Source organism: Emticicia sp. BO119 (assembly GCF_013912375.1).
In the GTDB taxonomy this organism is placed as follows: Bacteria; Bacteroidota; Bacteroidia; order Cytophagales; family Spirosomataceae; genus Emticicia.
Window position 1 is genome coordinate 165,593 of record NZ_JACETV010000007.1, and the last position, 25,187, is coordinate 190,779.

24 protein-coding genes are annotated in these 25,187 nt (G+C 38.0%); 13 read left to right on the forward strand and 11 right to left on the reverse strand.

Going from position 1 to position 25,187, the window contains the following annotated elements; translation table 11 throughout:
• Positions 1–132 precede the first annotated feature (132 nt).
• Positions 133–1,416: a pitrilysin family protein gene (locus tag H1R81_RS21145; protein ID WP_181842738.1), complete on the forward strand. Its 1,284-nt coding sequence runs from the start codon at positions 133–135 to the stop codon at positions 1,414–1,416.
• Positions 1,417–1,465: 49 nt separating this feature from the next.
• On the opposite strand, the gene H1R81_RS21150 is transcribed toward H1R81_RS21145, so the two are convergent.
• Positions 1,466–2,467: an SMP-30/gluconolactonase/LRE family protein gene (locus H1R81_RS21150; protein WP_181842739.1), complete on the reverse strand. Its 1,002-nt coding sequence runs from the start codon at positions 2,465–2,467 to the stop codon at positions 1,466–1,468.
• Positions 2,468–2,630: 163 nt separating this feature from the next.
• Here H1R81_RS21150 and H1R81_RS21155 point away from each other — a divergent pair, with 163 nt between their 5' ends.
• From H1R81_RS21155 to H1R81_RS21170, 4 genes are all read left to right on the forward strand, one after another.
• On the forward strand, positions 2,631–3,881 hold the full coding sequence (locus H1R81_RS21155; RefSeq protein WP_229251189.1) for a sorbosone dehydrogenase family protein: 1,251 nt from the start codon (positions 2,631–2,633) through the stop codon (positions 3,879–3,881).
• Positions 3,882–4,119: 238 nt separating this feature from the next.
• A complete protein-coding gene (locus H1R81_RS21160; protein ID WP_181842740.1) occupies positions 4,120–4,410 on the forward strand; it encodes a hypothetical protein in 291 nt (96 codons plus the stop codon).
• Complete coding sequence (locus H1R81_RS21165) at positions 4,411–4,830, forward strand: putative toxin-antitoxin system toxin component, PIN family (RefSeq protein WP_181842741.1); 420 nt, start codon at positions 4,411–4,413, stop codon at positions 4,828–4,830.
• Between the two features lie 161 nt (positions 4,831–4,991).
• Entirely contained in the window at positions 4,992–5,843 is an 852-nt protein-coding gene (locus H1R81_RS21170; protein ID WP_181842742.1) for an abortive infection system antitoxin AbiGi family protein, read from the forward strand.
• Positions 5,844–5,886: 43 nt separating this feature from the next.
• On the opposite strand, the gene H1R81_RS21175 is transcribed toward H1R81_RS21170, so the two are convergent.
• Positions 5,887–6,102 (reverse strand): hypothetical protein, encoded by a 216-nt coding sequence (locus tag H1R81_RS21175; RefSeq protein ID WP_181842743.1) that lies wholly within the window; start codon positions 6,100–6,102, stop codon positions 5,887–5,889.
• Between the two features lie 39 nt (positions 6,103–6,141).
• Entirely contained in the window at positions 6,142–6,939 is a 798-nt protein-coding gene (locus H1R81_RS21180; RefSeq protein WP_181842744.1) for a toll/interleukin-1 receptor domain-containing protein, read from the reverse strand.
• Positions 6,940–7,610: 671 nt separating this feature from the next.
• Between H1R81_RS21180 and H1R81_RS21185 the strand changes: the two genes are divergently transcribed.
• From H1R81_RS21185 to atpG, 3 genes are all read left to right on the forward strand, one after another.
• Entirely contained in the window at positions 7,611–7,847 is a 237-nt protein-coding gene (locus tag H1R81_RS21185) for a hypothetical protein (protein ID WP_181842745.1), read from the forward strand.
• Positions 7,848–8,286: 439 nt separating this feature from the next.
• Positions 8,287–9,864: a F0F1 ATP synthase subunit alpha gene (gene atpA / locus H1R81_RS21190; RefSeq protein ID WP_181842746.1), complete on the forward strand. Its 1,578-nt coding sequence runs from the start codon at positions 8,287–8,289 to the stop codon at positions 9,862–9,864.
• 55 nt (positions 9,865–9,919) lie between these two features.
• Positions 9,920–10,804, forward strand: a complete 885-nt coding sequence (gene atpG, locus H1R81_RS21195; protein WP_181842747.1) for an ATP synthase F1 subunit gamma — start codon at positions 9,920–9,922, stop codon at positions 10,802–10,804.
• Positions 10,805–10,883: 79 nt separating this feature from the next.
• On the opposite strand, the gene H1R81_RS21200 is transcribed toward atpG, so the two are convergent.
• The 3 genes from H1R81_RS21200 to H1R81_RS21210 all read right to left on the reverse strand — a co-directional run bounded on the left by H1R81_RS21200 (position 10,884) and on the right by H1R81_RS21210 (position 13,655).
• The gene (locus tag H1R81_RS21200) at positions 10,884–11,669 is read right to left on the reverse strand and encodes a hypothetical protein (RefSeq protein ID WP_229251190.1); all 786 of its coding nucleotides are present in this window, start codon (positions 11,667–11,669) and stop codon (positions 10,884–10,886) included.
• A 74-nt stretch (positions 11,670–11,743) separates the two neighbouring features.
• Positions 11,744–12,661, reverse strand: a complete 918-nt coding sequence (locus H1R81_RS21205; protein ID WP_220275279.1) for a hypothetical protein — start codon at positions 12,659–12,661, stop codon at positions 11,744–11,746.
• An 88-nt stretch (positions 12,662–12,749) separates the two neighbouring features.
• Positions 12,750–13,655, reverse strand: coding sequence for a DMT family transporter (locus H1R81_RS21210; RefSeq protein WP_181842748.1), 906 nt, complete (start codon positions 13,653–13,655; stop codon positions 12,750–12,752).
• Positions 13,656–13,833: 178 nt separating this feature from the next.
• Between H1R81_RS21210 and H1R81_RS21215 the strand changes: the two genes are divergently transcribed.
• A complete protein-coding gene (locus H1R81_RS21215) occupies positions 13,834–15,699 on the forward strand; it encodes a glycogen/starch synthase (protein WP_181842749.1) in 1,866 nt (621 codons plus the stop codon).
• A 38-nt stretch (positions 15,700–15,737) separates the two neighbouring features.
• Here the strand turns inward: H1R81_RS21215 and H1R81_RS27685 are convergent, their stop codons facing one another.
• The 3 genes from H1R81_RS27685 to H1R81_RS21230 all read right to left on the reverse strand — a co-directional run bounded on the left by H1R81_RS27685 (position 15,738) and on the right by H1R81_RS21230 (position 19,413).
• Positions 15,738–16,928 (reverse strand): AhpC/TSA family protein, encoded by a 1,191-nt coding sequence (locus tag H1R81_RS27685; RefSeq protein ID WP_181842750.1) that lies wholly within the window; start codon positions 16,926–16,928, stop codon positions 15,738–15,740.
• 43 nt (positions 16,929–16,971) lie between these two features.
• Entirely contained in the window at positions 16,972–18,417 is a 1,446-nt protein-coding gene (gatB, locus tag H1R81_RS21225; RefSeq protein WP_181842751.1) for an Asp-tRNA(Asn)/Glu-tRNA(Gln) amidotransferase subunit GatB, read from the reverse strand.
• Between the two features lie 216 nt (positions 18,418–18,633).
• Positions 18,634–19,413: a hypothetical protein gene (locus H1R81_RS21230; protein ID WP_181842752.1), complete on the reverse strand. Its 780-nt coding sequence runs from the start codon at positions 19,411–19,413 to the stop codon at positions 18,634–18,636.
• A gap of 223 nt (positions 19,414–19,636) precedes the next feature.
• On the opposite strand from H1R81_RS21230, the gene H1R81_RS21235 reads away from it, so the two are divergent.
• The 4 genes from H1R81_RS21235 to H1R81_RS21250 all read left to right on the forward strand — a co-directional run bounded on the left by H1R81_RS21235 (position 19,637) and on the right by H1R81_RS21250 (position 24,419).
• Positions 19,637–21,112, forward strand: a complete 1,476-nt coding sequence (locus tag H1R81_RS21235; RefSeq protein WP_181842753.1) for a TolC family protein — start codon at positions 19,637–19,639, stop codon at positions 21,110–21,112.
• 72 nt (positions 21,113–21,184) lie between these two features.
• Positions 21,185–22,585, forward strand: coding sequence for an efflux RND transporter periplasmic adaptor subunit (locus H1R81_RS21240; protein ID WP_181842754.1), 1,401 nt, complete (start codon positions 21,185–21,187; stop codon positions 22,583–22,585).
• Between the two features lie 117 nt (positions 22,586–22,702).
• Positions 22,703–23,689 carry an NAD(P)H-dependent glycerol-3-phosphate dehydrogenase gene (locus H1R81_RS21245; protein WP_181842755.1) on the forward strand — a complete coding sequence of 329 codons (987 nt, stop codon included), beginning with the start codon at positions 22,703–22,705 and terminating at the stop codon, positions 23,687–23,689.
• 94 nt (positions 23,690–23,783) lie between these two features.
• Positions 23,784–24,419, forward strand: a complete 636-nt coding sequence (locus H1R81_RS21250) for a carbonic anhydrase (RefSeq protein WP_181842822.1) — start codon at positions 23,784–23,786, stop codon at positions 24,417–24,419.
• A 45-nt stretch (positions 24,420–24,464) separates the two neighbouring features.
• Here the strand turns inward: H1R81_RS21250 and H1R81_RS21255 are convergent, their stop codons facing one another.
• Together H1R81_RS21255 and H1R81_RS21260 are read right to left on the reverse strand one after the other, a co-directional pair.
• On the reverse strand, positions 24,465–24,650 hold the full coding sequence (locus H1R81_RS21255; RefSeq protein ID WP_181842756.1) for a hypothetical protein: 186 nt from the start codon (positions 24,648–24,650) through the stop codon (positions 24,465–24,467).
• A gap of 102 nt (positions 24,651–24,752) precedes the next feature.
• The gene (locus H1R81_RS21260) at positions 24,753–25,142 is read right to left on the reverse strand and encodes an HIT family protein (RefSeq protein WP_181842757.1); all 390 of its coding nucleotides are present in this window, start codon (positions 25,140–25,142) and stop codon (positions 24,753–24,755) included.
• Positions 25,143–25,187: the final 45 nt, after the last annotated feature.

Below are 25,187 nucleotides of genomic sequence, written 5' to 3' on the forward strand. Positions count from 1 at the left end.
TTATAGCTTCAGAAGCAACACTTTAGTTAAAGTAAAATGAATAATGAACTTTTTATAGAATTGTTCGTTATTCATTTTACTTTTTCTGTATAACATGCCAGTTAATATACGCCTTATTATTTAATTAAACCTATGATATTAGACCGCACGATAGCACCTCCCTCACAAACTATAGAACAAGTGAGCATACCTAAAGCAGAGAAAGTATTACTCGATAATCAGGTGCCTGTTTATATGGTAAAGGCAGGAGAACAACCAGTAGTGCGCTTAGAGTTAATCTTTGAAGCAGGTAGCCGTTATGAGAATCATACAGGAGAAGCTTATTTTGCTTCAAAAATGCTCTCAGAAGGAACTTCAAGTCATACTGCTACTGAAATCAGTGAATACTTTGACCAATATGGTGCTTTTCTGGAAATCAATCATTCGGTGGAGCGATTAGCTATAACCGTTCACGGACTTACCAAACATCTGCCTAAGTTGTTGCCTTTGCTCCAGGAGATGATTGCCGATTCTGTTATCCCTGAAAACGAATTACAGGTTCAGAAAAATATCAGCTCTCAGAATCTGAAAATTAACTTAGAGAAAGGGTCTTACATAGCAGGACAGGTTTTCAGAGAGCAGATTTACGGATTAAACCATCCCTATGGGAAATCCCTCACTTTAGAGGCCATTGACGCTATTACCAGAAAGGCTGTCAATGATTTTTATCAGAAACAGGTCCGGGGTAAATCTTTCAGAATTTTTATTGCAGGTAAATTTGGTAACGAAGAGGTAATGGCCTTGAATCAACACTTAGGACAAACCCCTGTAGAATCGCCTGATCATAATGCTATTATTGATAATATTTCTGAAATCAAGCACCCTGAAAGTGTATTGGTGGAGCGCTTAGATAACTTGCAATCATCTATTCGTTTAGGTAAACGAATGTTTGGGCGTACACACCCTGATTTCTTTAAATTCATCGTTACTAATACTATTTTCGGCGGTTATTTCGGTAGCCGTCTCATGAAAAATATCCGTGAAGATAAAGGATTTACTTATGGCATTTCTTCTGGTTTAGTACCACAGCGATACGGTGGGTATCTGGTAATGGGTACAGATGTAAAAAAAGAATATACCCAACAGACCCTTGATGAAATTGCCAAGGAAATCAGCAGAATACAGAATACACCTGTAGATGAAGATGAAATAGACACAGCGAAAAACTATATGATTGGTTCGCTGGTAGGTTCACTGAACACCCCATTTGAAGTCGCAGACAGACAGAAGATTATCTTATTGGACGAATTGCCAGAAGATTTTTATGATAATTATATCCAGAAAATAAGAGCAGTTACACCTTTAGATGTCATAGAAATGGCAAATACCTATTTCAAACAGGAAGATTTATGTGAAGTGGTTGTAGGAGGAAAGTGATAAGACCCCATCCCAGCCTTCCCCACTGTTGGGGAAGGCTGGGGTGTGGTTAAAACCCAACTCCCACAGTCTTCGTCTGAATACGTAACAAATACATATCGGCTGTGATATAAAGCGTTGAGCCATCATTGCCCCAGGCACAGTTAGCCGTGGGTACGCCCGTCTCAATTCTGCCTAATAATTTGCCTTCTGGCGTCAATATCAATATCCCACCTGGGCCAGTTGTAAATATGTTTCCTTTTTTGTCAATCTTTAAGCCATCAGGCAAGCCCTGTAGCCCTTCTTTTACCATTGGTGTAGCATCATATAAGAGTTTGCCTTTACCCACCTTTCCATCAGCTAAAACCGGATATGCCATGATATAAGCCTTATCAGGGTCTGATTGTGCTACGTATAGAGTTTTCTCATCCGGTGAAAAGGCTAATCCATTCGGGCGAGTCAGGTCTTTTACTATTAAAGTGACAGTTCCATTTGTGGCTCTGCGATATACGCCAAAGAGTTCTGTTTCTCTGGTTGGGTCGTCGGCTTTTTTCATTAAGCCATAAGGAGGGTCAGTAAAATAATAATCTCCGTTTGATTTTTGTACGATGTCATTCGGGCTATTGAAACGTTTGCCCATATAATTATCAGCAAGGGTACGTTTGCCACCTACTGTTAGTGGCATTACTGAAATACGGCGGTCGCCATGCTCACATGAGACTAACATTCCGTCTTTATTGATAATCAATCCATTACTGCCCGGTTCGTCGCTGTAAACCCCTAAACCTGTATAACCTGAGGGTTTCAGGAAAGGTTTTGTTTCTTCGCCTTCTTTCCATTTATACACGGTGTTGGCAGGTACGTCAGAAAATAATAAATAATTGCCGTCTTTTACCCAGGCAGGGCCTTCTGCCCAGTCGTATCCTTCACTCAGAATTTCAATTTTGGCGTCTTTGTCTATCAGATTATCTAAGGCGGCATCAAGGCGGTTTACCTTGCCAAGGGTTTTTTGTTGGGCTGTTGCGGTATAGCTCATAGTAATGATTGAAGCGAATAATACTAATGTTTTCATAGAATAGGCTTTGAATAGGTTTGGTAGCGAAGTTATAATATTTTTTACATAATAAATATAATTATGACTCAAGAAAGCGAAGAATGATTTACATAGTCTTTATCTTTGTCATTAAGTGGCTAAAACCACTTCCTATTTTCAACCATAATCGAAAAATACTACCATGCGAACCTTTTTTCAGATGCGCCATCTGCTTATTGCAGCAGTAGGAGTATCTCTACTGTCTGCCTACAATTACAATGAAACCCCTGCCCCAGCTATTAAAGTCCCTGCCGGATTCACCGCTACCATTATCGGAAGCGAATTAGGTGCAACCAGACATTTAGCTGTTACCAGCAAAGGTGGTATCTATGCCAAAATATCTAAACCAAAAGAAGGTAAGGGAATGGTTTATCTTTACGACTCCGATGGTGATGGCAAAATAGATGCTCAGAAGAACCTGTTAGATTACAAAGGCACAGGTATTGTCATTAAAGATAATTACCTATACTCTTCATCCAATACAGGGGTGTATCGTTACCAATTAGATGCAAATGGAGAAATTACAAATATTGATAGCCCTGAGTTATTAGTAACCGGATTAGTGGCTAAAGGTCGTGATGAATCAAAGTCTATTGCCCTCGACAATCAGGATAATATCTACGTAACCGTAGGCTCTTATGACGAAACCTGCAAAGAAAAAGGAACGAACAAAGGTATTTCGCCTTGTGCCTTGCTTGATTCGGTAGGGGGAGTGTGGCGGTTTAAAACCAATAAATTGAACCAGACCTATGCTGATGGTGTGAGATATGCCACAGGCTTGAAAAATATTGTAGGCTTAGACTGGAATACCAAATCTAACAAGCTATTTGTGATGATGCATGGCAGAGGGCAATTCCATGAGGCATTCCCGAACTACTATACACCGGAAATGAGTACTAAATTGCCTGCTGAAACGATGTATGAATTGCATGAAGGAGCAGATGCCGGCTGGCCTTATGTATATTACGACCATTTCCAGAAAAAGAAAATCCTTTGCCCGGAATACGGTGGCGATGGCAAAAAAACTGGTGGAGAAAAAGCCTTAAATCCTTCTGCGGCTTTCCCTGCACACTTAGGACCTAATGGCTTGTTATTTTATACTGGTACAATGTTTCCTGCCAAATACAGAAATGGCGCTTTTATCGCTTTTCATGGACAATCGCCTGAGTTGAAAAAAGGCTATATGGTGGCTTTTGTACCTTTCAAAAACGGTAAACCATCTGGCCCCTGGGAGATTTTTGCCGATAATTTTGCAGGTATTGATTTAGCGAAACCAACAGGCCCGGTACAACACCGCCCATGCGGTTTGGCTCAAGGGCCTGATGGCTCTTTGTATGTTTCGGATGATTTAGGTGGTACTATTTATAAGATTAGTTATAAGGGGGCGAAGTAAGAATGACCCCATCCCCAACCCTTCCGCATCGGCGGTCCGACCCAACAATGGAGAAGGGAATTAAAAATACCTATATATGGCTATAATTTCTAGTTAAAGGAAATTTCTGCTGTATCAAAACCTGTTTTAAGACTATACAAGGTTTAAACGATTTTTATTAATTGTTTAAACCTTTTTTTTATTTATGATTGTTTGTAAATTGACTAACAAATAAGAAGATTTAAATAACAATAAAGCTATGAGCATAGCACAGGTTTTATACGAGCAATACAAGGTATTGCCTAAAAATATTCAGGAGGAGTTATTTTCGCTTATCAGTAAGGGCATGAAAGGTGAGCTTAATCAAAATAGGGTAGAAGAGCCTAAAAAATCTATCCATGAATTATTAAGCCAGATTGAAAATGAAGCCGAAAAGCACATGAAAGAAAACAATATTACTGCCGAAGATATCAATGCAGCAATCGACGAAATGAATAATGGCAGCAGAACTGAATATTTGAAGAAAATCAAAAAAAAAGATAAGGTATAGATGAAAGTTGTCATTGACACACAAATTTTATTAAGGTCTATTCCCAAACTTGCACCCGAAAAAATCATCTACCATGCTTTTGACAAAAAAGAGTTTACATGGGTTCTGAGTAATGAAATACTAACAGAATATGCCGAATTGGTTTCAAAATGGTACGGTGTTCAAACCATGAGCTTTGTTTTATCATTATTATTAGAATCAGAGAATCACCAACTTTTTGAGCCTTCCTATAAATGGCAATTAGTAGAAGACGACCCTGACGACAATAAATTTGTTGATTGCGCCATAGGTGCCAATGCCGATTATCTCGTAACTGACGACAAACATATAAGAAAACTACTCAAAAGAGAGCACCCATTCCCACCAATTGAGATAGTAAGCTTCGCAGAATTTAAACAGATTTTAGAAAGACGGAAATGAGAATCCTCAAACACTAAAATTTTATAACTGCACCAGTTTAACGCTAAAAGCTTAATAATTGTACTTTAGTTATTAAAGTCTTTTTATTTGTACCGTTTTAGTAAGTTTTATTATTTTCTTGTAACTTGTATTACAAAACAAAATACTATTAACTCAATAAAATGCTTAGTGCCAATACTCTTTTCCACTTTACTAAAGACGTTAATGTATTATCTAAAATCTTAATTAATGGGTTTCGCCCAAGTTATTGTAAAGAAGACTTTAGTTTTTTAAAGGACAATACAATTTTTAATTGCTATTATGTTCCTATGGTATGTTTTTGTGACATTCCGCTGTCTCAGATAAAAAACCATTCGGATAAATTTGGGAAATACGGCTTAGGAATGAGCATTGATTGGACAATAAAAAATGGTATAAGTCCAGTAAGTTATGTATCAGCAGGAACATCGGATATTTATTATGCACTTGCAGGTTTAGAAGGATTATTTTTAATATCATCAATAGATAAGGGCAGCAGTATTGATCCATTAGAACAAATGGCTGCTGCAAATGTATTGACAGGTTATGTTTACAGTATAATCCGTGTTCTTGGTTATATTAAGTCCTACAAGAATATTGATAGAGCAAGTGGTTTGATTACTAAATACTATGATGAAAAAGAGTGGAGATACTTGGCGGGATTTTCTCCTTTTCCAGATAGAAATCCTCATTATTTGAGAATACCTGATTTTGCTACAATTGTTAAAAATGAAATGTTCGAGATTTATGATAGTATTTATCAGGGGCTATATAATTTGACCCCAATAGATGCATTAAATTTGGGGAGAGAGTGCATTAGTGATAAGTATTTAAAGTTTGAATTAAGTGACTTAAAATATATTATTGTTAGACACGAAAACGATATTTTTGGATTAAGGAATGTGTTGATGAGCAATGATAGATTTTCAAATACTGATATTGAAAAGATAATTAGCAGGACAATTACTTATAATCAAATTCGTGATGATTTTTAAATATGGTTTAAATCTACTTCGGTGCTAGAGGCTTTTATCAATGTCAATCTTTCTCTTTTTTATCACTATAAAATCGTTCAAGAAATCTAAGCATTAAAATTCTTGAATCTTTTAATAGGTAATAAGAATCCTTTGATTCTCCATAAAATTCTCTTATCATAGGATGCCCTAAAGTTTCAGTAGCTCTTTCCAAATTTTTAATTAATTTTTCCTTTTCACTTGCATTTTTTGCAATCTTTAGCCCTCTATATGTTTCCATCCCTATTTCATAGAACCATGGAAAGTCATCTTTGTATAATCATAGAAGCATTAAAAAGCCGATATTTGGATCTTCATTAACAAACCCAAAATGCATAATTTCTTCAAACATCATTGGGTGAAATTTTCTTCTTCTTCTTCTTATTTCTGGGTCAAGTCTATTCTCTATTTTTGAAGGTAGACTATCAAACATTATTTTGACTTCTTCAAATAATTTAGCAACCGAATTTTCACCCTCCTTATCGCTTTTATCAGTTGTTAAAATCTGATTTTTATATTTTTCAGTTATTTCCACGGCTTTAACTATAAAACCATCAACAAGCTGTTTTACCAATGTTGGGTCAGGGTCTAACCCCGGTACTTTTCTAACTAGTTCTAGCACAAGTTTTGTAATAGAATCTGAGTCTCCATCATTATTTTGGAATTGTGCAAAAGGGCCTGTAATTGCAGTACTTAGAGGGATTCCAATAGCTATACCTATCACTTTCTTATCTAGTTTTCCTTTTGCAACTCCTGCCTCATAAAGAATCCAAGGCCTATCAACGCTATGTTGAGTTAATAAACAAACGACGTCAGATGCTTCATCAATTTTATCCATAATTGCTGGGTACCATTCTTGTCCATATTCTATCCCTTGTGCACCCTTTTTGTCAGAAGAACGAAATGATTTCAGAGCTCCGGCACTTGCATTCTTTAGTAAACTGCTAAATTGTTCTGCTAAATCTGCATCTCTAGTATCATGACTGATAAAAACCAAAGGATGTTTAGTTTTTGACCCAATTACGTCTGAAGGGTTTACATCATTCTCTGATGGTGTTATTTTCTTTTTTTGTGCCATGATTCTTAGTCAAAGTTTTGGAGTTGCAGTATGTAAGCAAAGATATAAAATTTCATTGTATTTTTTATTTATCTGGACAAAAGATAGCCCATCAATCTCCTCCGTAAAGTATCGCCCATTATAAGGCCTAAACCTGTTCATTCCCTGGGTTTCTTTTTGTGTTCGTCGTAAAAATAGTCGGGAGTGATATTTTCTAAATATCAGCCATTAAAGGAGGTGATTATCAAATCTTTACCTATTTCCTAAGCTACTGTGTTCCCTTAGATTCTCACCCGTGCGCAAGCAAAAAGACTTTGACATGCTTTAAATTCCCTCGACCAAAGTACTATTTGGCTAAAGCCAATTGGATTCTATCAATTTATACCCATCCAGCTAAAGCTGGAGGCAATTGAATCAATAGCCCCCATTTTCAAATGGGGGTAACAGGAAAACATTCATCCGTATAGGCTTTAGCCAAATCTGGTAATTATGAGAACGTTTATTTGATAAATTATGATAAGGCGGGACAATTTATTCAATAGCCTACCTCCCCAATAGTCTGATTTTCCCAAAAATCACCCCAAACACTTTGAAAACACAATCCTAAGTCAGAAATTTAGGGAGACGCCCAGTCGGGACGTCTATTCTGTAAATACAATTCTGAATTAGCCGTCTACATAACAACTATTGATATGAAGGAAGAGAAATATATTATTCGTGAATCTTTAAGAATCAGGAAAGAACTGGTAGGTATAAAGGTGACCAATGTGTGGGAACCTTTTTGGATGAACGGGGATGGTTTTCAAAAAATCAGTATTATGACTACTAAAACGGAACCGAAAAAGGTTACCAATATGGTGGGAACCTTTTTGAATAAGGGCAGAGATGGTTTTCAAAAAATCAGCATTAAGATTCCTAAAACGGATTAAGAAAAGGTTACCAATATGGTGGGAACCTTTTTGAATGAGGACAGAAATAGTTTCCAGAAAATCAGAATTATGACCACTAAAACTGAACCGAAAAGGTGTACACTACGGTGACCGCCTTTTTGAAAGAAGGTCGAAATAGGCTCTGAATAATCAGTGTAAACAAATACTTTAATGAAATATTGAAACAGTTTCAGCAAATAAACCTTTCAAAGAAGAATCATTTTTAATTTAACAAATAATATTCTGAAAAGCCGGATTTCAATATTTTATTCGCTCCGATAAGCGCAAAAGGCTTTTTCTAAAAATAGTCCTACTTTTATGTATCTTTTTTTGCCTAAAATATCGGAATTGTGAAAAATGTGTCGTACTTTTGCACCCGAAAAATGAAGGTGTACTACCTATTTTCGAATCTACATTTAAAAACTCATCAAAATATAATATGGCATCAGTCAGACCAGATGAAGTTTCGGCTATTCTACGTGAACAATTAGCAGGTTCAAAAACCGAAGCGGAACTTGAAGAAATAGGTACTGTGTTACAAATCGGAGACGGTGTAGCACGTATATATGGTTTATCAAAAGTACAGGCCGGTGAATTGCTGGCTTTTGAAAACGGCCTGAAAGCCCTTGCATTGAACTTGGAAGAAGATAACGTGGGAGCGGTACTTTTAGGAGATGCAACTGGTATCAAAGAAGGCGCAACTGTAAAACGTACCGGCGAAATCGCTTCTGTGAAAGTAGGTGACGGTATCGTGGGACGTGTGGTAAACACGCTTGCAGAGCCAATCGATGGTAATGGCCCAATCCAAGGCGAAACTTATGAAATGCCTTTAGAGCGTAAAGCGCCGGGTGTTATCTATCGTCAGCCTGTAACAGAGCCTCTTCAAACAGGTATTAAAGCGATTGACGCGATGATTCCAATCGGTCGTGGTCAACGTGAGTTAGTAATCGGCGACCGTCAGACAGGTAAAACTGCGGTTTGTATCGATGCTATCATCAACCAGAAAGAATTTTACGATAAAGGCGAGCCAGTTTATTGTATCTACGTAGCTTGTGGTCAGAAAGCATCTACCATCAAAGCCGTTGAGCAGACATTACGTAAATACGGTGCGATGGATTATACAGTAATCGTAGCTGCCGGAGCATCAGACCCATCACCCATGCAGTTCTTTGCTCCGTTTACAGGTGCTGCTATTGGTGAGTATTTCCGTGATACCGGTCGTCCTGCGCTTGTAGTATATGATGACTTGTCAAAACAAGCGGTTGCTTACCGTGAGGTATCATTATTACTTCGTCGTCCTCCAGGACGTGAAGCATACCCAGGAGACGTATTCTACTTACATAGCCGTTTGCTGGAGCGTGCCGCTAAAGTTACTGCCAATGATGCGATTGCGCAAAACATGAACGACCTTCCTCCTTCATTGAAAGGTAAAGTAAAAGGTGGTGGTTCATTAACAGCCCTTCCAATCATTGAAACACAAGCGGGTGACGTTTCGGCGTATATCCCAACTAACGTAATCTCGATTACTGACGGTCAGATATTCCTGGAGTCGAACTTGTTCAACGCAGGTATCCGTCCGGCTATCAACGTAGGTATCTCGGTATCTCGCGTAGGTGGTAACGCTCAGATTAAATCAATGAAAAAAGTAGCAGGTACACTGAAATTGGATCAGGCGCAGTTCCGTGAATTGGAAGCTTTTGCGAAATTCGGTTCAGACCTTGATGCCGCTACGAAATTGACTATCGAGCGTGGTCGTCGTAACCAGGAGATTCTGAAACAAGCACAGTTCTCTCCGTCTGCGGTAGGTGAGCAGGTTGCTATCATTTATGCTTCGATTAATGGTGTACTTGACAAAGTTTCGGTTGCCAGAACGAAAGAATTCGAAGTTGAATTTATTACTTTATTGAAAGCGCAATACCCTGATGTATTAAAAGGATTGGCTGCCGGTAAATTAGATGATTCAGCAACCGACACTATCAAGAAAGTTGGTAAAGAATTAGCTGAAAAATATGCTTAATAACATAGAATGAAGAGTGGGTAACACTGCTCTTCTTTCTTAATTATATAGAAAAATGCCTTCATTAAAAGAAGTTAGAAATAGAATTGTCTCGGTAAACTCAACGACGCAGATTACGAAAGCCATGAAAATGGTATCGGCAGCGAAGTTGCGTAGAGCACAAGATGCTATCCTTCAGATGCGTCCGTATGCTACTAAACTGAATGAGTTGATTGCTACGGTTTCTGCCAATACCGAAGTAGGTGCGACTAGCCCTTTTACGACGGTACGTCAGGTAGAGAAAGTGTTGGTAGTAGTAGTTACTTCAGACAGAGGACTTTGCGGTGCATTTAATGCAAATATCATTAAAGCAGCTGTGGCTGCCATTAATGAAAGATACCCTTCGCAGGCAGCTAAAGGCAATGTAGAAATTCTGGCGTTAGGAAAGAAAGGTGGTGAGGCATTACAACGTCGTAATTTCAAAGTGAACGATACTTATATGGGTATCTTTCAGAATCTGAACTTTGCTCATGCCCGTTCTGCTGCTGAAGCAATCATGACTGCTTTCTCAGAAGGTAAATATGACGTGGTTGAATTGGTTTATAACGAGTTCAAAAACGTAGCTACTCAGATTCTTCGTGTTGACCAGATGTTACCATTGGTAGATAAGAAAGCAGATACTTCAAAAGCCAGCAAAATTGATTATATTTTTGAGCCTTCGGAAGAGGAGATTGTATTGGAGTTAATACCAAAGGCTATTAAAATGCAATTGTATAAAGCGGTATTGGAATCGAATGCTTCTGAGCATGGTGCGCGTATGACAGCGATGGACAAAGCAACTGACAATGCCAACGAACTACTTCGTGCATTGAAAATTGAATATAACCGTAGCCGTCAGGCCGCAATTACTAAGGAAATCCTTGAAATTGTAGGTGGTGCAGAGGCTTTGAAAGGAGAGTAATTTCTTGTCAAAAAGATATAAAAGAAAAGTGGTGAGTCGGAGACTCACCACTTTTTTTATGGGTAAGAATGAATTATTTTTACATCTCCGTCACACTCATCACCCCAAGGCTTTCAAACAATTTCTGCCAGTAATGAGTAACAGTCGGGTTATTTTCTTTAGATGAACTCGTTGGTTCAAAAGGGAGAATCATCGAAATTTCAGGACCGCTTAGCTGATAGTTTTTCAATTTGGCTGCATCAGTCGTTGCCCATGCTTCAGCTTCTGCATCGTCTTTTGGGGGGTGTATCTGAAAATCTCTACCGCTTTTTACGCTCTCTACCATATCGCTCAGGTAATAAACCCTTATATCTCCTGGGCTTTCTGATAATTTAGCAATGACAGGGATACTGGCGGTAATATTGGTTTCAAGATTAGAGGCATTATCATTTTGTGCTTTCAGGCGATTTAACGATTGTTGAGTGACGAAGTTACGCTCTTTACGGATTGATAAATCGTATGAAGTTTTGATAGCTTCCAAGTCGGTAGCATTTACGCCTTCAGTATCTTCCATTTCAGTACGGCAGACAAGCGATAAGGTGCGAGCCTTAGAGGTATTTTCGTGGATATAGTATATCTGAAAAGTGTCGCCTGCTTTTCTGAAATTCTGCTCAATGATAGAAGTCAATGCCTGCTGATATTTTTGAGCCACAAAAGGTTTCTGCACATCAACGCTGGCCGTTTTATCAATAAAAATCAATGTATGAATACTCGGACCTTTAGCCGGATTTTCAGTTTTTTGGGCTTCTTTATCTCCGCAGGAGAAAAGTGTCAATGAAAGAAAAAAGGAAGTAGCGACTATATACGCAAATTTGCTATTTTTCATTAGAATTGTTTATGTTCTTAGAAAGGAACTGAATACAGAACCTTGAACGTAAATTTGAGAACAAAATTATGAAATCAATACTTCAAATGTAACTTTTTTCTATAAATGGTGTCCGCAGGCATATTTTTCTGCCAATACGGATTTTGAATGGTAGCCTTTAATACTGCCCTTGAGGTCAGGGTTTTATTATGCGCCCGATAGCTTTCTTCCCAACCAACAATTTTATGTGGAAAGCCCTTCTCAAATATAATTCTGAGGCTTCGTTTGCTCTCAATATAATTGACCCGATAATCAAATAAAGAATCACCTTTGAAAGTAGAATCTCCTTTGTAGGGTTCTAAAGTAACATTGGCGATAGCCGGAGCAGCCTTTTCACGTCTTAGACGCAATGAGCCTAAACTTGGTATCAGAATAACTTTGCCTACTGGTAATTGTTGGCAAGGAACCAGGCGGATGCGAGTCCAGAGTTCATCTTCCAATATTGCTTTGTCTATATGATAATCGTCTTCTATCTCTTCTTCAAAATAAGATTTACCCAATACCTGATAACCATTCTGACGAAAATTCAGTTGCAGAAAAGTTTGTCCGCTCCAATCCTGATTGGTATTGGAGACTTTTAATGTAGAGCTGATGTCTTGTGTTTGAACTGGTGTAAACACAGATGTGTACATAGAGAAATCATGAATACCAGTAACAAAACGTTTGATAAAATTAAGCTTCATTACTTTTACAGCTTTGTCTTTTGCATTAGATTCCAGTTTTACGTGTTTATCTTTTCGGAAATCTTCTGTATTAAAGACCATGATGGCTTCTCCATCATTCAAATTACCAAATTGCGCCTGCTTGAGGCTATAGCTGCTGATTTCGGCATTAGCTGAATACCAGTATTGTTTAAAGTTCTGATTGTCGCAAAGTTGGGCTTGTTTGTCTGATTCTCTTTTATTGCAGGAGTCTAATAGCAATACTCCAAAAAGGAAATACACGGATTTCATAAATATCGGTTTCGTGAAAATATCTTTCAAATTTAATTAATTAAATCGCGGTACTCAATTAATTTTCATATTGAAAGATTGGGCTACATTATTTCTTACCTTTCCAACTTACCAGAAATACCCCAGTAAGGACTAAAACCGTGCCTATGATTTGCTCAATCCATATAGGTTCTTGCAGAAATACAGTTGCTAATACGATAGTGAAAATGGGGCCTATGCTGGCAATAATTGAAGCATTGGCTGAACCTACACGTTTGATACCTGCTGAGAACATAAAGGTAGGTAGTACTGTAGAAAAAATAGCCATCGATAAGGCTATTAGATAAACCTCTGTCGTAAAATTGAAAATAGCTAATCTATTATAAAAAAAACTATGAATCAGAGTGGGCACTAAAGCTGCTAACATAGCCCATGAGGTAAAACGTGTGGTGCCTACTTTAGCGATGAGTTTATCGCTGCCAACCAGATAAAAAGAGTAGGTGAGACCACTTAAAATGACCAAAAAGGCTCCTAATGCTATATTCTTCTGTTGATGTGCCTCAAAGTGCTTCATAAATGCTACAGCGATACCTGCATAGGTTATTAGTAAAGCCAGCCATTGTAAACCAGTGACTTTTCTTTTAACCAGAAAGGCATTAATCAGCAAAACAAAGGTAGGATAGATAAAAAGCAGGATACGCTCAAGACTTGCGGAGAGGTATTCAAGCCCCAGAAAATTGACATAGGCAGAAACATAATAACCTATAAAACCAACTAAAACTACATAGAGCCAGCGTTTTGGAGCAATGGCAGGATGAGATTCTTCTTTATATCTTTTACGAAAGACAATGAACAGATAAAAGGGCGCAGAAAATAAAAAACGCAGCGATAGAAGCGATATAGAATCAATGCCGTATTGATAAGCTGATTTGATAAAAATACCTTTTAACGCAAAACCAAAAGCTGCTCCAAATACCAATAATGCACCAATTAAGTACTTTGTGCGGTCTGCCATAAAAAATAAATCCTCTTATGATTTTCAAAAAGGTAAAAATGATAGCTTTGTTTTTATTTTGTACATCCCATCCAACCATTAAGTTCACGAATATTTGAAAAGTTAAATTTTTTATTGTTATTGTTAAAAATTATTACATAATTCACTCATTCGGAATAGATTAAATAAATTAACCCACATGGTAACGTCCAAAAAACTTAAAAAAGAATCAGAAGAAACTGTTAGTATCCAACCCCGCGAACAAAAGAAGCCTTTATTGATGGAAATAGCCTGGGAAGTATGTAATCAGGTTGGTGGAATTTACACGGTTATTCGCTCAAAAGTACCCTCAATGGTGGAAGAATGGGGGGAGAACTACTGCCTGATAGGCCCTTATTTTCATAATACAGCTGTTGTTGAATTTGAACCGATTGAGGATTTAGAAGAATCATATTTTGGCAGAATTGTGAAACGGATGCAAGAAATGGGCTTTGATGCACATTATGGCCGTTGGTTGGTTACAGGCAAGCCTAAAATTGTTTTATTGGACTTAAAGAACCTATTATATAAGAGTAATGACCTGAAACACAATTTGTGGAACAGGCATCAGATATCTACCCTCAACGCTGAAGCATTGGTTGATCAGGTAATTGTTTTAGGGGAGATGATTAGAGTATTTCTGACAGAGTTTGGCGAAACCTATGGACACAAAAATGATATAGTAGCACATTTTCATGAGTGGATGGTGGCAACAGCACTGATAGATATTCGTACGGATAATGTGCCGATTTCGACAGTCTTTACTACACATGCTACCATGCTTGGTCGGTATATAGCCGGAAATGAACCAGACTTTTACGAAAAATTACGGTATTATAACTGGGAGTATGAGGCACAACACTATGGTGTAGAAGCACAGGCTAAAATTGAGCGTTTTGCAGCGCAGAAATGCCACGTACTTACAACAGTAAGCGATGTAACAGCGAAAGAATGTGAAGTGTTTTTTGGGCGGACCTGTGATTTGATATTACCTAATGGGTTGAATGTTACCCGTTTTGCTGCAATACACGAATTTCAGAATCTACACCTGAAATACAAGGAGAAAATTCATCAATTTGTGATGGGGCACTTCTTCCAGAGCTATTCATGGGACTTAGACAATACTTTGTATTTCTTTACTTCGGGGCGTTATGAATTCAGAAATAAAGGATATGATTTGACTCTGGAAGCATTGAAAAGGCTCAACTTCAAGATTGTACAGGCTGGCCTTGACACCACGATTGTAATGTTTATTATTACTAAAAACCCAGTGTATTCGATTGATCCTGAGGTGCTTCAATCAAGAGCTGTTATGGAGGAAATCAGAGAGACTTGTGACGCAATCGAAAAACAGGTTGGCGAACATCTTTTTCATGCGTCAGCCTCCAATGAAAATCATAATTTGCCTGATTTGAATGAATTTGTAGATGAGTACTGGCGATTAAGATTACGCCGCACTATTCAAAGTTGGAAAACAAAGAAATTGCCACATACGGTTACACATTTGCTGAAACAGGAAGATGATATTACGGGTTATCTTAAGCAAACTAACCTTCTGAACCATCAGCAGGATCGTGTAAAATTTGTTTATCATCCCGATTTTATTTCTCCTACCAACCCGTTGTTCGGTATGGAATACAGCCAGTTTGTGAGGGGTTGTCATCTGGGCATTTTTCCGAGTTATTATGAGCCTTGGGGTTATACACCATTAGAGTGTGTAGTGAGAGGGATTCCAACTGTAACCAGTGATTTATCAGGCTTTGGGGATTTTATGATTCAATTAATGAAAGACTACGATAGTGTAGGGGTGTATGTTGTTGACCGTAAAGACAAAAGTTATGATCAGGCCGCAGATCAATTGGCTGATATATTGTTTAATTTCGTAACTATGAATCGCAGAGACCGTATCATGCAGCGTAACCGGGTAGAGAATATTTCTGAGATATTTGACTGGACAAATCTGCGCTCTTATTATGATACTGCGCATGATTTAGCACTAAAACGAAAAGGTGTAACCAGATTGTAAGCCAAAAAAAAGGGAAGATTGTGAAATCTTCCCTTTTTTTATTTTGCTGCTTCTTCTACCCATTTAGTCATTTCCTGGAGCACTAATTCGCTCGATCCCATAAAGCCGGTACTTTTAAATTTGATTTTCCCTTCTTTATCTATACAGAATTTAGCCGGAATACCATTTACTCCATAGTTCAAGGCAACTTCTCCGCCCATATCGTAAATGATAGGGAAAGTATTGAAGCCTCTCTGATTAACAAAGTTAGTAACAGTTTCTTTCCATTTGCTTTGGTCAACTCTTTCAAATGTGTTTACAAATAAGAATTGCACGTTCGGATTATTCTTGTATTTATCCATCGCTTGTTTCATGCCTGGAAAAGACATAATACAAGGCCCACACCATGTAGCCCAGAAATCAAGAATAACTACTTTACCTTTTAGTTCTGACAATTTTACAGGCTTTCCTGACATATCTACCAATGAGAAATCAGGTGCTTCTGAACCTACTGATCCTGCACTTCTGCGTTTTACGTCTTCAATAAATAATTTAGCAAAAAAATGATTTTGTCCTTCTTTTTGCAATTGTTCTGCAGTTTTAGCGAATGTTTCATAATCCCTTTCAGGATTCAGAAAATTGTTTATAGCAATCAATCCCGCTAATGAAGTTCCTAACTCAGCTATCATGGGCTTGATAGCATTATAATAGGTTTCTTCAGCAGCCATATATTGTGCTTGTATTTCTTTCTTTTTTTTCTCGTCTTTTTTTATTGCATCAAATTGTGTTTGTAAAGTGGTTTGAGTCTGACGGAACTTCTGTGCTTCTGCCACTATCTGGTTGAACTTTGCCATAGCAGGTGAACCATCTACACTAAAAGTAGCGGCTTTATCAGGTGTGCTAACACCATCTGCTACAACATTCAGATTTTCGCCACCATCTAAAATCAGGCCTATTAACTGTTGATTAGCAATATTAAGTTGATAAATGCCCGGTTCTGGGATGTTACCTTTAAATGAGAAAGTCTGATCGGCAGCAATACTCACAGAATCTATTTTCAATGGAATGTTCCTGTCGTTCATTCTTTCAAGGTACACTTTACCTGATACCGGATTATTTAATTTTCCTTTTACAGTAAAAGGTTTTCCGTTGGTAGTACTTGCTTTTGTTTCAGCAGGAGCATTCTGCGGCTGAGACTGACAAGCGATACCAAAGGCTAAAAAACATATAGCAAAAATAGATTGTTTCATAAATGTGTTAATTCAAATATTCTATAATTAATAACTGGGCTGATTATTTTAAAGCATCCATCAGTAACTGATTAGTGAGTTTGGGGTCAGCAGTACCTTTTGATTTTTTCATTACTTCTCCAACAAACATGCCAAGTAAGCCTTTCTTGCCGTTCTTAAATTCTTTTACTTTATCAGGGTAAGAAGACAGAACCTCGTTGATTAACGTTTGCAAAGCGTCCGTATTGCTTTGTTGAATCAAATTGTTCGATTCAGCTAATGATAAAGCTGTTTTATTCGGGTTGTCTATTAACAATGGGAAAAGTTTTTGCGCGGCAGTAGAGCTACTAATCTTATTTTCATCAACAAGAGATATTATCTCAGCCAATTGTTTAGGTTTTAGTAGTAGTTCGCTGATTTCAATGCCTTTGTCATTTAGATAACCTTTAATGGTCGAGGTCAGCCAATTGGCAATGGCTCTGTGATTTTTGATAAATTGAGCTGTTTCCAGAAAATACCCGGCTATATCTTTACTATCGGTTAATACTACGGCATGTTCATCTAAAATGCCATATTCCTGTGTAAATTGCCTGAATAGTTCATGAGGTAGGGCAGGCATCCGGGCTTTAACCAGCTGTAACCATTCATCAGAAATTCTGATAGGGGCTAAATCAGGTTCAGGGAAATAACGATAGTCATTCATGGTTTCTTTTACACGCATCCCATAGGTTTCACCTGTATCAGCATCAAACATACGCGTCTCCTGAAGAATCTTATCTCCATTCTCAAACATCCGTACTTGTCGCTTAAACTCAAACTCTACAGCCCTTTGCAGGTTACGGATAGAGTTCATGTTTTTTACCTCTACTTTGGTTCCTAACGTCTCGGTTCCTAACGGACGAATCGAAATATTCAAGTCAGCCCGCATAGAGCCTTCTTCCATATTTCCATCACAAATATCTAAGTAGCGTACGATCTTCCTTATCTCGGTCAGATAAGCCCCTGCTTCTTCGGCACTTCTCATACAAGGCTCTGATACAATCTCAATCAGAGGAGTACCTGCTCTGTTATAATCTAAACGTGTATAAACACTTTCGCCTTCATGTACTGACTTCCCCGCATCTTCCTCCAGGTGGATATGATGTAGTTCAAGAAATCTTTCTCTGAACTGCTTGCCATTCTTCAAGCGTACGCTTACACCCCCACCTTTACAAATCGGATGTTTATCCTGCGACACCTGATAGCCTTTTGGCAGATCAGGATAAAAATAATTTTTGCGGTCAAAATAATTATATCTGTTTATTTCGCAACCACAGGCCAAACCCATTCTGATGGCGTATTCTACAGCTTTTTTATTCAATTTTGGTAAGACACCGGGGTGCCCTAATGTAATAACACTGATATTAGTATTTGGCTCGCTGCCAAAATGATTAGAATCGGAAGAGAAAATTTTACTTTCAGTTGAAAGCTGACAATGCACTTCTAATCCTATAACAATTTCGTATTGCATGAAATGAGGTTTTTCGTAGAGATATAATGCGTTACGTTCCGAGTCTCTGACGGCATCAGAACAATCGTCTATCCTTTTGAACTATTCGATTTATAATAAATTTGTTAGGATGGATAGCTCCTTTGAGACGTAATACATCTTGCGGTGAATCGTATGTCTCTACCTGATTCGATGATTTTTAAAATAGTTATTTCCTGAATCTTGATTCAATACATTTTACCTATCCAGACCCGGTCTCACAAATTTACGAGCATTCGGGAAATCTTTTTCAATTTGTCGGCGTAGTTTTTCAAGGTGAAGCAAGATTTCGCTAATCTTGTTTGCTTTTTCCGGGAAATGTACTTGTAATACTAACCAAGCTGCCAGGCTTCTGTCAATACTAATTAAAGTCAGTTTAGCTTTGCCATTATAGTAATCAATCATGAAATCGCTCAGGTCTTCTTCAAAAAAAAGCTGGCAGGCGTTTCTAATTTTAATATAGATTAGGCTCTGGTACCAGTTAATTACCTCAAAAGCATCTTCTATGCGCAAGAGTGCTTTTTCCGCTTCTTCAACAGAAATAAGCCCTTTATTTAAATCATTCTGAAATTCCACGCCTTTGCCTTTCATAAAACCCTGTTCTTTTTTCAGAAACGAGCCATATAAGTAGGTATATTCTTTGGCAGCTTTTACATTTCTATGTTTGTTTGCTTCTTTATGAGGGTCAATAATGGGTGTAGCAGTATCGGCCTGGCTTACAACCTCTTCCCAGCTCATACCTTTCTCTTCAATCAATTGTTTAATCAGATCTGTAGTTTGTTGAAAAACCTCTGTCAGACTATCCTCTGTACTGGTCTGGCGGCTCTGATCCTCTTTATATTTGCGCATGGCAAAATTCATACATTTATCGGTAAAGGCACAGCGGTCACACCAACTATCACAGTAGTTGTAAATACCGTCAATGAAGTCTGGATTCTTCAGGAATTTCAAAAAATCCTTTGGTGTCTGACTACTCATTCTTAATCCTTTAATAAACAACAAATGAAATTTACTTCAAACTTAAAGCTATTTTTCAAGAAGTTCAAACCCTAAAGTATTAAGTCTAAACTTCAATAAAACCGTTTATCCATTTCTTGTGGCAGGTATATAAGATTGTTTCGTAAGATTGTCTTATCAAAACTCGTATAAAGCCTTATAAGTTTCATCGAATTGGTTCATCGAAATGAAAAATATTTTCCTCATGAAATTTGCTAAAATCTTATTGCCTAAGCTTTCTCTGCTATTACTTGTAAATGTTTTTGTTCAGGCACAACAGCCCAGTGCTACAAGTGTTAATAGTTCAAACGCAGATAAAATAGGGTTGCAAGAGGCCGTTGATGTGGCCCTGAAAAACAATCTCTCTATCAAGCAAAGTGGCCTGACAGTTGAAAATAGCCTGAATACCTTCGAACAGTCTAAATGGACAAGATACCCTAATCTGAACGGAAGTGCTAACCTGAATTTGTTTTCAGGTCGTAACATCAACCCTTACACTAATGGTATTATTACTAATACTGTGGGGTCTAATGGGTTTGGACTTTCGTCGGGTGTTACTATTTTTGATGGATATCAGACACGAAACAATATAGCACTTAACCAGACGAACCTCGAAGTAGCAAGGTTAGATTTGCAAGCTATGAAAAACACTATTACGCTGAATGTAGTAGTGGCTTATCTGAATATACTTTCACAGGAAGACCTTCTGGCTATTTCTCAAAGACAGGTCGAGGTTTCAAGAATACAGTTAGAGCGCACACAAAAAATGGTCAATGCAGGGTCGGTTCCTGAAACAAATCTTTATGATATTCAGGCGCAACTGGCTAATGATGAAGTACAGGTAGTTAATGCCGAAAATGCCATTATATCAGCTAAATTAACTTTGAAACAATTGTTAAACGTCGCAGCAGACAGAGATTTAGATGTAGTAAGAATAGAGGTGCCGAATCCGAATATCCAGCCTTATCCGAACTCCCCGGAGGAAGTATATAATATTGCACAAGGTTTTTTGGCAGATGTGCAGGCGGCTGATATGCGTGTAAAGGCCGCCGAGAAAGGAATAGATATTGCTAAGGGGCTGAAATATCCAACTATAACAGCATTTGCCAATGCGAACAGTTCTTCTTCTACAGCAGCAGAAAAAGTGTTAGTGTCACAAAAAATTGTTGAGACCGAGGCTGGTTATGTAGATATAGCGGGTGTACGATATCCGGTTATTGCCTTACTTCCAACTTCATCTACCACTACCGAAAAAATCGGTTATTTCAGACAGTTAGGGGGTAATGTAAATCTTTCTTTAGGATTAAGTGCACGAATTCCGATTTTTAATGGATATAACGCTAAGTATCGGACAACAGGGGCAATTATCCAAAAAAAGCAGGCAGAAGTACAGGCCGAGAATGTCCGTTTGCGTTTGCGTCAGGATATTGAGACGGCTTATGTGAATATGAGCAACTCAGCTAAGAGATATTCTGCTTTGGGTAATCAGGTACGGGCTTTGGAAGAGTCATTCAGAGCTTCTGAGTCAAAATTCAACGTAGGCTCCCTGAACTCGTTAGATTATAGCATTGCAAAAACAAATCTTGATAGAGCCAGAGCCAACCAGATTCAGGCAAAGTATGACTATATTTTCAGAATCAAGATTTTAGATTATTATCAAAATAAACCACTTAATTTCTAAGACTTTCTCACTGGGCTGGCTTAGATTTGAATACTTACCTTATTACTAATTGTTTACAAATTTATTTTCTCAATGAAAAAATCAAATAGAATCTGGTGGATTTTGGGCGGTGTAGTAGCCCTACTTGTAATATTTCTATTCGTTGCAAAATCGGCAGGTTGGATAGGTAAAGAAAAACCTACCGAAGTAGAGTTTGTAAAAGTAGGAAAAACAGATATTATTGAAACAGTTTCAGCATCGGGTAAAATCCAGCCTGAGGTTGAAGTGAAAATTACCCCTGATGTTCCCGGTGAGATTATCGGTTTGTACATAAAAGAGGGTGATTCTGTAAAAAAAGGACAACTTCTATTGAAAGTTCAACCTGAAAACTATATTTCAATTACTCAACGCGCAGAGGCTGTTGTGAATCAGTCAAAAGCCAGTGCTGAACAGGCAAAGTCAACGATTGCACAAGCAGAAGCTCGCCAGATACGTGCACAGGCAGAATATAACCGTCAGAAAAAACTATTTGATGATAAAGTAATTTCGGCTTCTGATTTAGAGATTGCTGAAACCAACCTTAAGGTAGCTAAACAAGATGTAGCCGCTGCAAAAGCTAACCTGGAGGCTTCAACTTTTAATATCAGAAGTGCTGAAGCTGGGTTGAAAGATGCTTCTGAAAACCTACGTAAAACAAGTATCTATGCCCCTATGAATGGCATAGTGTCAAAATTGGCTGTAGAATTAGGAGAAAGAGTGGTGGGTACCTCACAAATGGCAGGTACTGAAATGCTTCGTATTGCCAACCTGAATAATATGGAGGTGAGAATCAATGTAAACGAAAATGACATTGTAAGAGTAAGCTTAGGTGACACTGCCAATATTGATGTGGATTCGTACTCATTAACAGGCAAGAAATTTAAAGGTATTGTAACTCAGATTGCTAACACAGCCAATGGTTCTGGAGGAACCTTAGCCGCCTCATCGGCTGCTACTGACGCCGTAACAGAATTTGAGGTGAGAATCAGAATCCTGCCTGAATCATATCGTGACCTGATAGATAGACAAGCCAGGAAAGTATATCCTTTTAAACCGGGTATGACTGCAACGGTAGATATTATTACTGAGAAAAAAGAAAAAGTTTTGAGTGTGCCGATTGCCGCAGTAACTACCCGTGATGGTAGTGATGGAGAAAAGAAAGAGCAACAGGGCCCACCAAATGAAGGTCAAGCCTCAAATGAGCCAGTAAAACCTAAGAAAAAAGAATTACCAAAAGAGGTAGTATTTGTAGCAGATAAAGACAGTAAGGTGAAATTACGGGAAGTAAAAACAGGTATTACTGATACTGCTGCCGGAACCATTGAAATTAAAGGTGGATTGAAAGAGGGCGAAGAAATTGTGTCAGGGCCATTCATTGCAGTATCTAAAAAACTGAAAGATGGTGATGTAGTTACCAAAAAAGTAGAACAGAAAGATAAAGACAAGAAGAAATAGTAATTTGAAAACGCCAACCAAACATACCCTACAAAAGACTGCTGGAAAGCGGTCTTTTGTTTTTTCAAGGCTTTTGGTTTATTTAGCATCATAAACTAAATCCTTTAGGATAAAAATATGAAAATAACGATTATAGGAGGGGGCAGTTGGGCAACAGCTATTATTAAAATTTTGAGTGAAGGTAATGTGCAGATTAAATGGTGGATGCGTAATAGTGAAGACGCAGAGTATATAAAAAAATTACACCATAATAGAAACTATCTGAGCAGTGTAGAGATTCATCCTTCAAAAGTAAGACCCTACACCAACCTGAAAGAAGCCCTACGTGACACCGAATGGGTGGTGTTGGCTGTACCGGCGGCTTTTTTGGCTGATGCTCTTACGACTATTAACAAAAACCACCTTCAAGACAAAAAGATTATATCTGCTATCAAAGGTATGATTCCTGCTACCAACCAGTTAGTAACCGACTGGATAGAGCAAACCTATGATGTGCCTGCTGATAATATAGGAGTTATTGCAGGCCCTTGCCATGCCGAAGAAGTGGCTTTAGAGAAGCACTCATATCTGACCATTGCTTCTCCTAACCTGATATTAGCTAATGATTTTGCTGATTTGTTGCGCTGTCGTTTTGTGAGTACTTCGGCTTTAGATGATTTGTATGGAGTAGAATATGCTGCCGTAATAAAAAATATTGTAGCATTAGCTTGTGGTATTACGCATGGATTGGGTGGGGGAGACAATTTTCAGGCTGTAATGGTGTCAAATGCTATGCAGGAGATATGCCGTGTGGTAGATGTAATAGACCCTATGAAACGGGATTTAAGTGCATCGGCATATTTGGGCGATTTACTGGTAACTGCTTACTCACAGTTCAGTCGTAACCGTACTTTCGGTAATATGGTAGGGCGGGGTTATAGTGTAAAAGCTGCTCAACTGGAAATGAATATGATAGCCGAGGGTTATTACGCTGTAAAGTGTATATACGAAATGCTGAAAGGCTATGATATAGATATGCCTATTACTAATTTTGCTTATCAGATACTCTATCAGAATGCGCCTTTGAAGAAAGAATTTGAATATTTGAAAGAGAAATTGAAGTAAAAGAAGCCATGTTATATGGCAAGAACGACCTGTTGGCGATATATTATTAAATAGTAAATTATATTAGTATTTTTAACTTTTGAATTTCACACTTATGCCTACTTACGAACAAGTATTTGAAAACAACCAGGTCTGGTTGAATGAAAAAAAGAGAACGAATAAAGAGTTTTTTGAAAATCTGGCCAAAGAGCAACGTCCCGACTACCTGTATATAGGGTGCAGTGATAGCCGTGTTACTGCTGAAGACCTGATGGGTGCTGGGCCTGGTGAAGTTTTTGTACACCGGAATATTGCTAATCTGGTGAATGCTACTGATTTAAACGTGATGTCCGTGATTAATTACGCCGTGCGCTATTTAGGTGTAAAGCATGTAGTTGTTTGCGGCCATTACAATTGCGGTGGTGTAAAAGCGGCTATGCAACCTGTTGATATGGGAATTCTGAATCCTTGGTTAAGAAATATCAGAGACGTGTATAGATTGCACAAAGACGAACTGAATGCTATTACTGATGAAGGGGAACGTTATGATCGCCTGGTTGAATTAAATGTGCAGGAGCAATGTATCAATGTAATTAAACTCGCAAGCGTTCAGCAGGAATATTCGAAAAAAGGATTTCCCACTGTACATGGGTGGGTTTTTGATATAAAAACCGGAACGCTCATAGATCTGAAACTTGATTTCAATAAACTTCTGAAAGATATACAGGAGATTTATTATTTAGGAGAATAAAATGTAATCAGAGAGGGTTTTCAGTCGAAAAGCCTCTCTGAATTACTATAGCTTACCTAAAAACCTTGTTACCAAAAAAACTACACCTGACATAATACCTTGCACGGTAGTAAGCACGCCTAAACTCATATTTGCTTTATTGTCGATACCATCTGTCATAAAATGATGAATGCTGACACTAATTGAGACGATAATAATACCGCATAGAATGGCTGTTATGATACTCTTCATAAACCCTGAAATCTTCGGGTTTTTTCTCAACAAATATATACACCTGCATGATAAAAACAGTGGTAAAAGGCAGATAATTACTGCGTAGACTACTTCCATATTTTATAAAAAACTCCTGATTTTGGCCGCGGTTTCAGCCAGTTGCTCCTGCGAAAACTTTAATTTATTGTTGAAATTCATATCGTTCATGCTGTTCATTGGTATCAGATGCACGTGTGCATGAGGTACTTCCAGACCAATGACAGCTATTCCGATGCGCTTGCAGGGTATAGCTTTTCTGATGGCAGGCTCTATTTGTTTAGCAAACTGCATTAAGCCAGTATAGAGTTTATCATCTAAATCGAACAGGTAGTCAACTTCCTTTTTGGGAATAACTAAGGTATGTCCTGTAGCACAAGGAAAAACATCAAGAAAGGCAAGAAAATCTTCTGTTTCAGCAATTTTATGTGATGAAATTTCACCGGCTACTATTTTTGAAAAGATAGAAGGCATAGGATAAATAATAAATTTGGGCGTAAGGTAATAAATTTTGGTTTT

Coding starts and splice junctions, on each gene's coding strand:
- H1R81_RS21145 (WP_181842738.1), top strand. CDS start 133: ATGATATTAGACCGCACGATAGCACCTCCCTCACAAACTATAGAACAA.
- H1R81_RS21150 (WP_181842739.1), bottom strand. CDS start 2,467: ATGAAAACATTAGTATTATTCGCTTCAATCATTACTATGAGCTATACC.
- H1R81_RS21155 (WP_229251189.1), top strand. CDS start 2,631: ATGCGAACCTTTTTTCAGATGCGCCATCTGCTTATTGCAGCAGTAGGA.
- H1R81_RS21160 (WP_181842740.1), top strand. CDS start 4,120: ATGAGCATAGCACAGGTTTTATACGAGCAATACAAGGTATTGCCTAAA.
- H1R81_RS21165 (WP_181842741.1), top strand. CDS start 4,411: ATGAAAGTTGTCATTGACACACAAATTTTATTAAGGTCTATTCCCAAA.
- H1R81_RS21170 (WP_181842742.1), top strand. CDS start 4,992: ATGCTTAGTGCCAATACTCTTTTCCACTTTACTAAAGACGTTAATGTA.
- H1R81_RS21175 (WP_181842743.1), bottom strand. CDS start 6,102: ATGGAAACATATAGAGGGCTAAAGATTGCAAAAAATGCAAGTGAAAAG.
- H1R81_RS21180 (WP_181842744.1), bottom strand. CDS start 6,939: ATGGCACAAAAAAAGAAAATAACACCATCAGAGAATGATGTAAACCCT.
- H1R81_RS21185 (WP_181842745.1), top strand. CDS start 7,611: ATGAAGGAAGAGAAATATATTATTCGTGAATCTTTAAGAATCAGGAAA.
- atpA (WP_181842746.1), top strand. CDS start 8,287: ATGGCATCAGTCAGACCAGATGAAGTTTCGGCTATTCTACGTGAACAA.
- atpG (WP_181842747.1), top strand. CDS start 9,920: ATGCCTTCATTAAAAGAAGTTAGAAATAGAATTGTCTCGGTAAACTCA.
- H1R81_RS21200 (WP_229251190.1), bottom strand. CDS start 11,669: ATGAAAAATAGCAAATTTGCGTATATAGTCGCTACTTCCTTTTTTCTT.
- H1R81_RS21205 (WP_220275279.1), bottom strand. CDS start 12,661: ATGAAATCCGTGTATTTCCTTTTTGGAGTATTGCTATTAGACTCCTGC.
- H1R81_RS21210 (WP_181842748.1), bottom strand. CDS start 13,655: ATGGCAGACCGCACAAAGTACTTAATTGGTGCATTATTGGTATTTGGA.
- H1R81_RS21215 (WP_181842749.1), top strand. CDS start 13,834: ATGGTAACGTCCAAAAAACTTAAAAAAGAATCAGAAGAAACTGTTAGT.
- H1R81_RS27685 (WP_181842750.1), bottom strand. CDS start 16,928: ATGAAACAATCTATTTTTGCTATATGTTTTTTAGCCTTTGGTATCGCT.
- gatB (WP_181842751.1), bottom strand. CDS start 18,417: ATGCAATACGAAATTGTTATAGGATTAGAAGTGCATTGTCAGCTTTCA.
- H1R81_RS21230 (WP_181842752.1), bottom strand. CDS start 19,413: ATGAGTAGTCAGACACCAAAGGATTTTTTGAAATTCCTGAAGAATCCA.
- H1R81_RS21235 (WP_181842753.1), top strand. CDS start 19,637: ATGAAATTTGCTAAAATCTTATTGCCTAAGCTTTCTCTGCTATTACTT.
- H1R81_RS21240 (WP_181842754.1), top strand. CDS start 21,185: ATGAAAAAATCAAATAGAATCTGGTGGATTTTGGGCGGTGTAGTAGCC.
- H1R81_RS21245 (WP_181842755.1), top strand. CDS start 22,703: ATGAAAATAACGATTATAGGAGGGGGCAGTTGGGCAACAGCTATTATT.
- H1R81_RS21250 (WP_181842822.1), top strand. CDS start 23,784: ATGCCTACTTACGAACAAGTATTTGAAAACAACCAGGTCTGGTTGAAT.
- H1R81_RS21255 (WP_181842756.1), bottom strand. CDS start 24,650: ATGAAGAGTATCATAACAGCCATTCTATGCGGTATTATTATCGTCTCA.
- H1R81_RS21260 (WP_181842757.1), bottom strand. CDS start 25,142: ATGCCTTCTATCTTTTCAAAAATAGTAGCCGGTGAAATTTCATCACAT.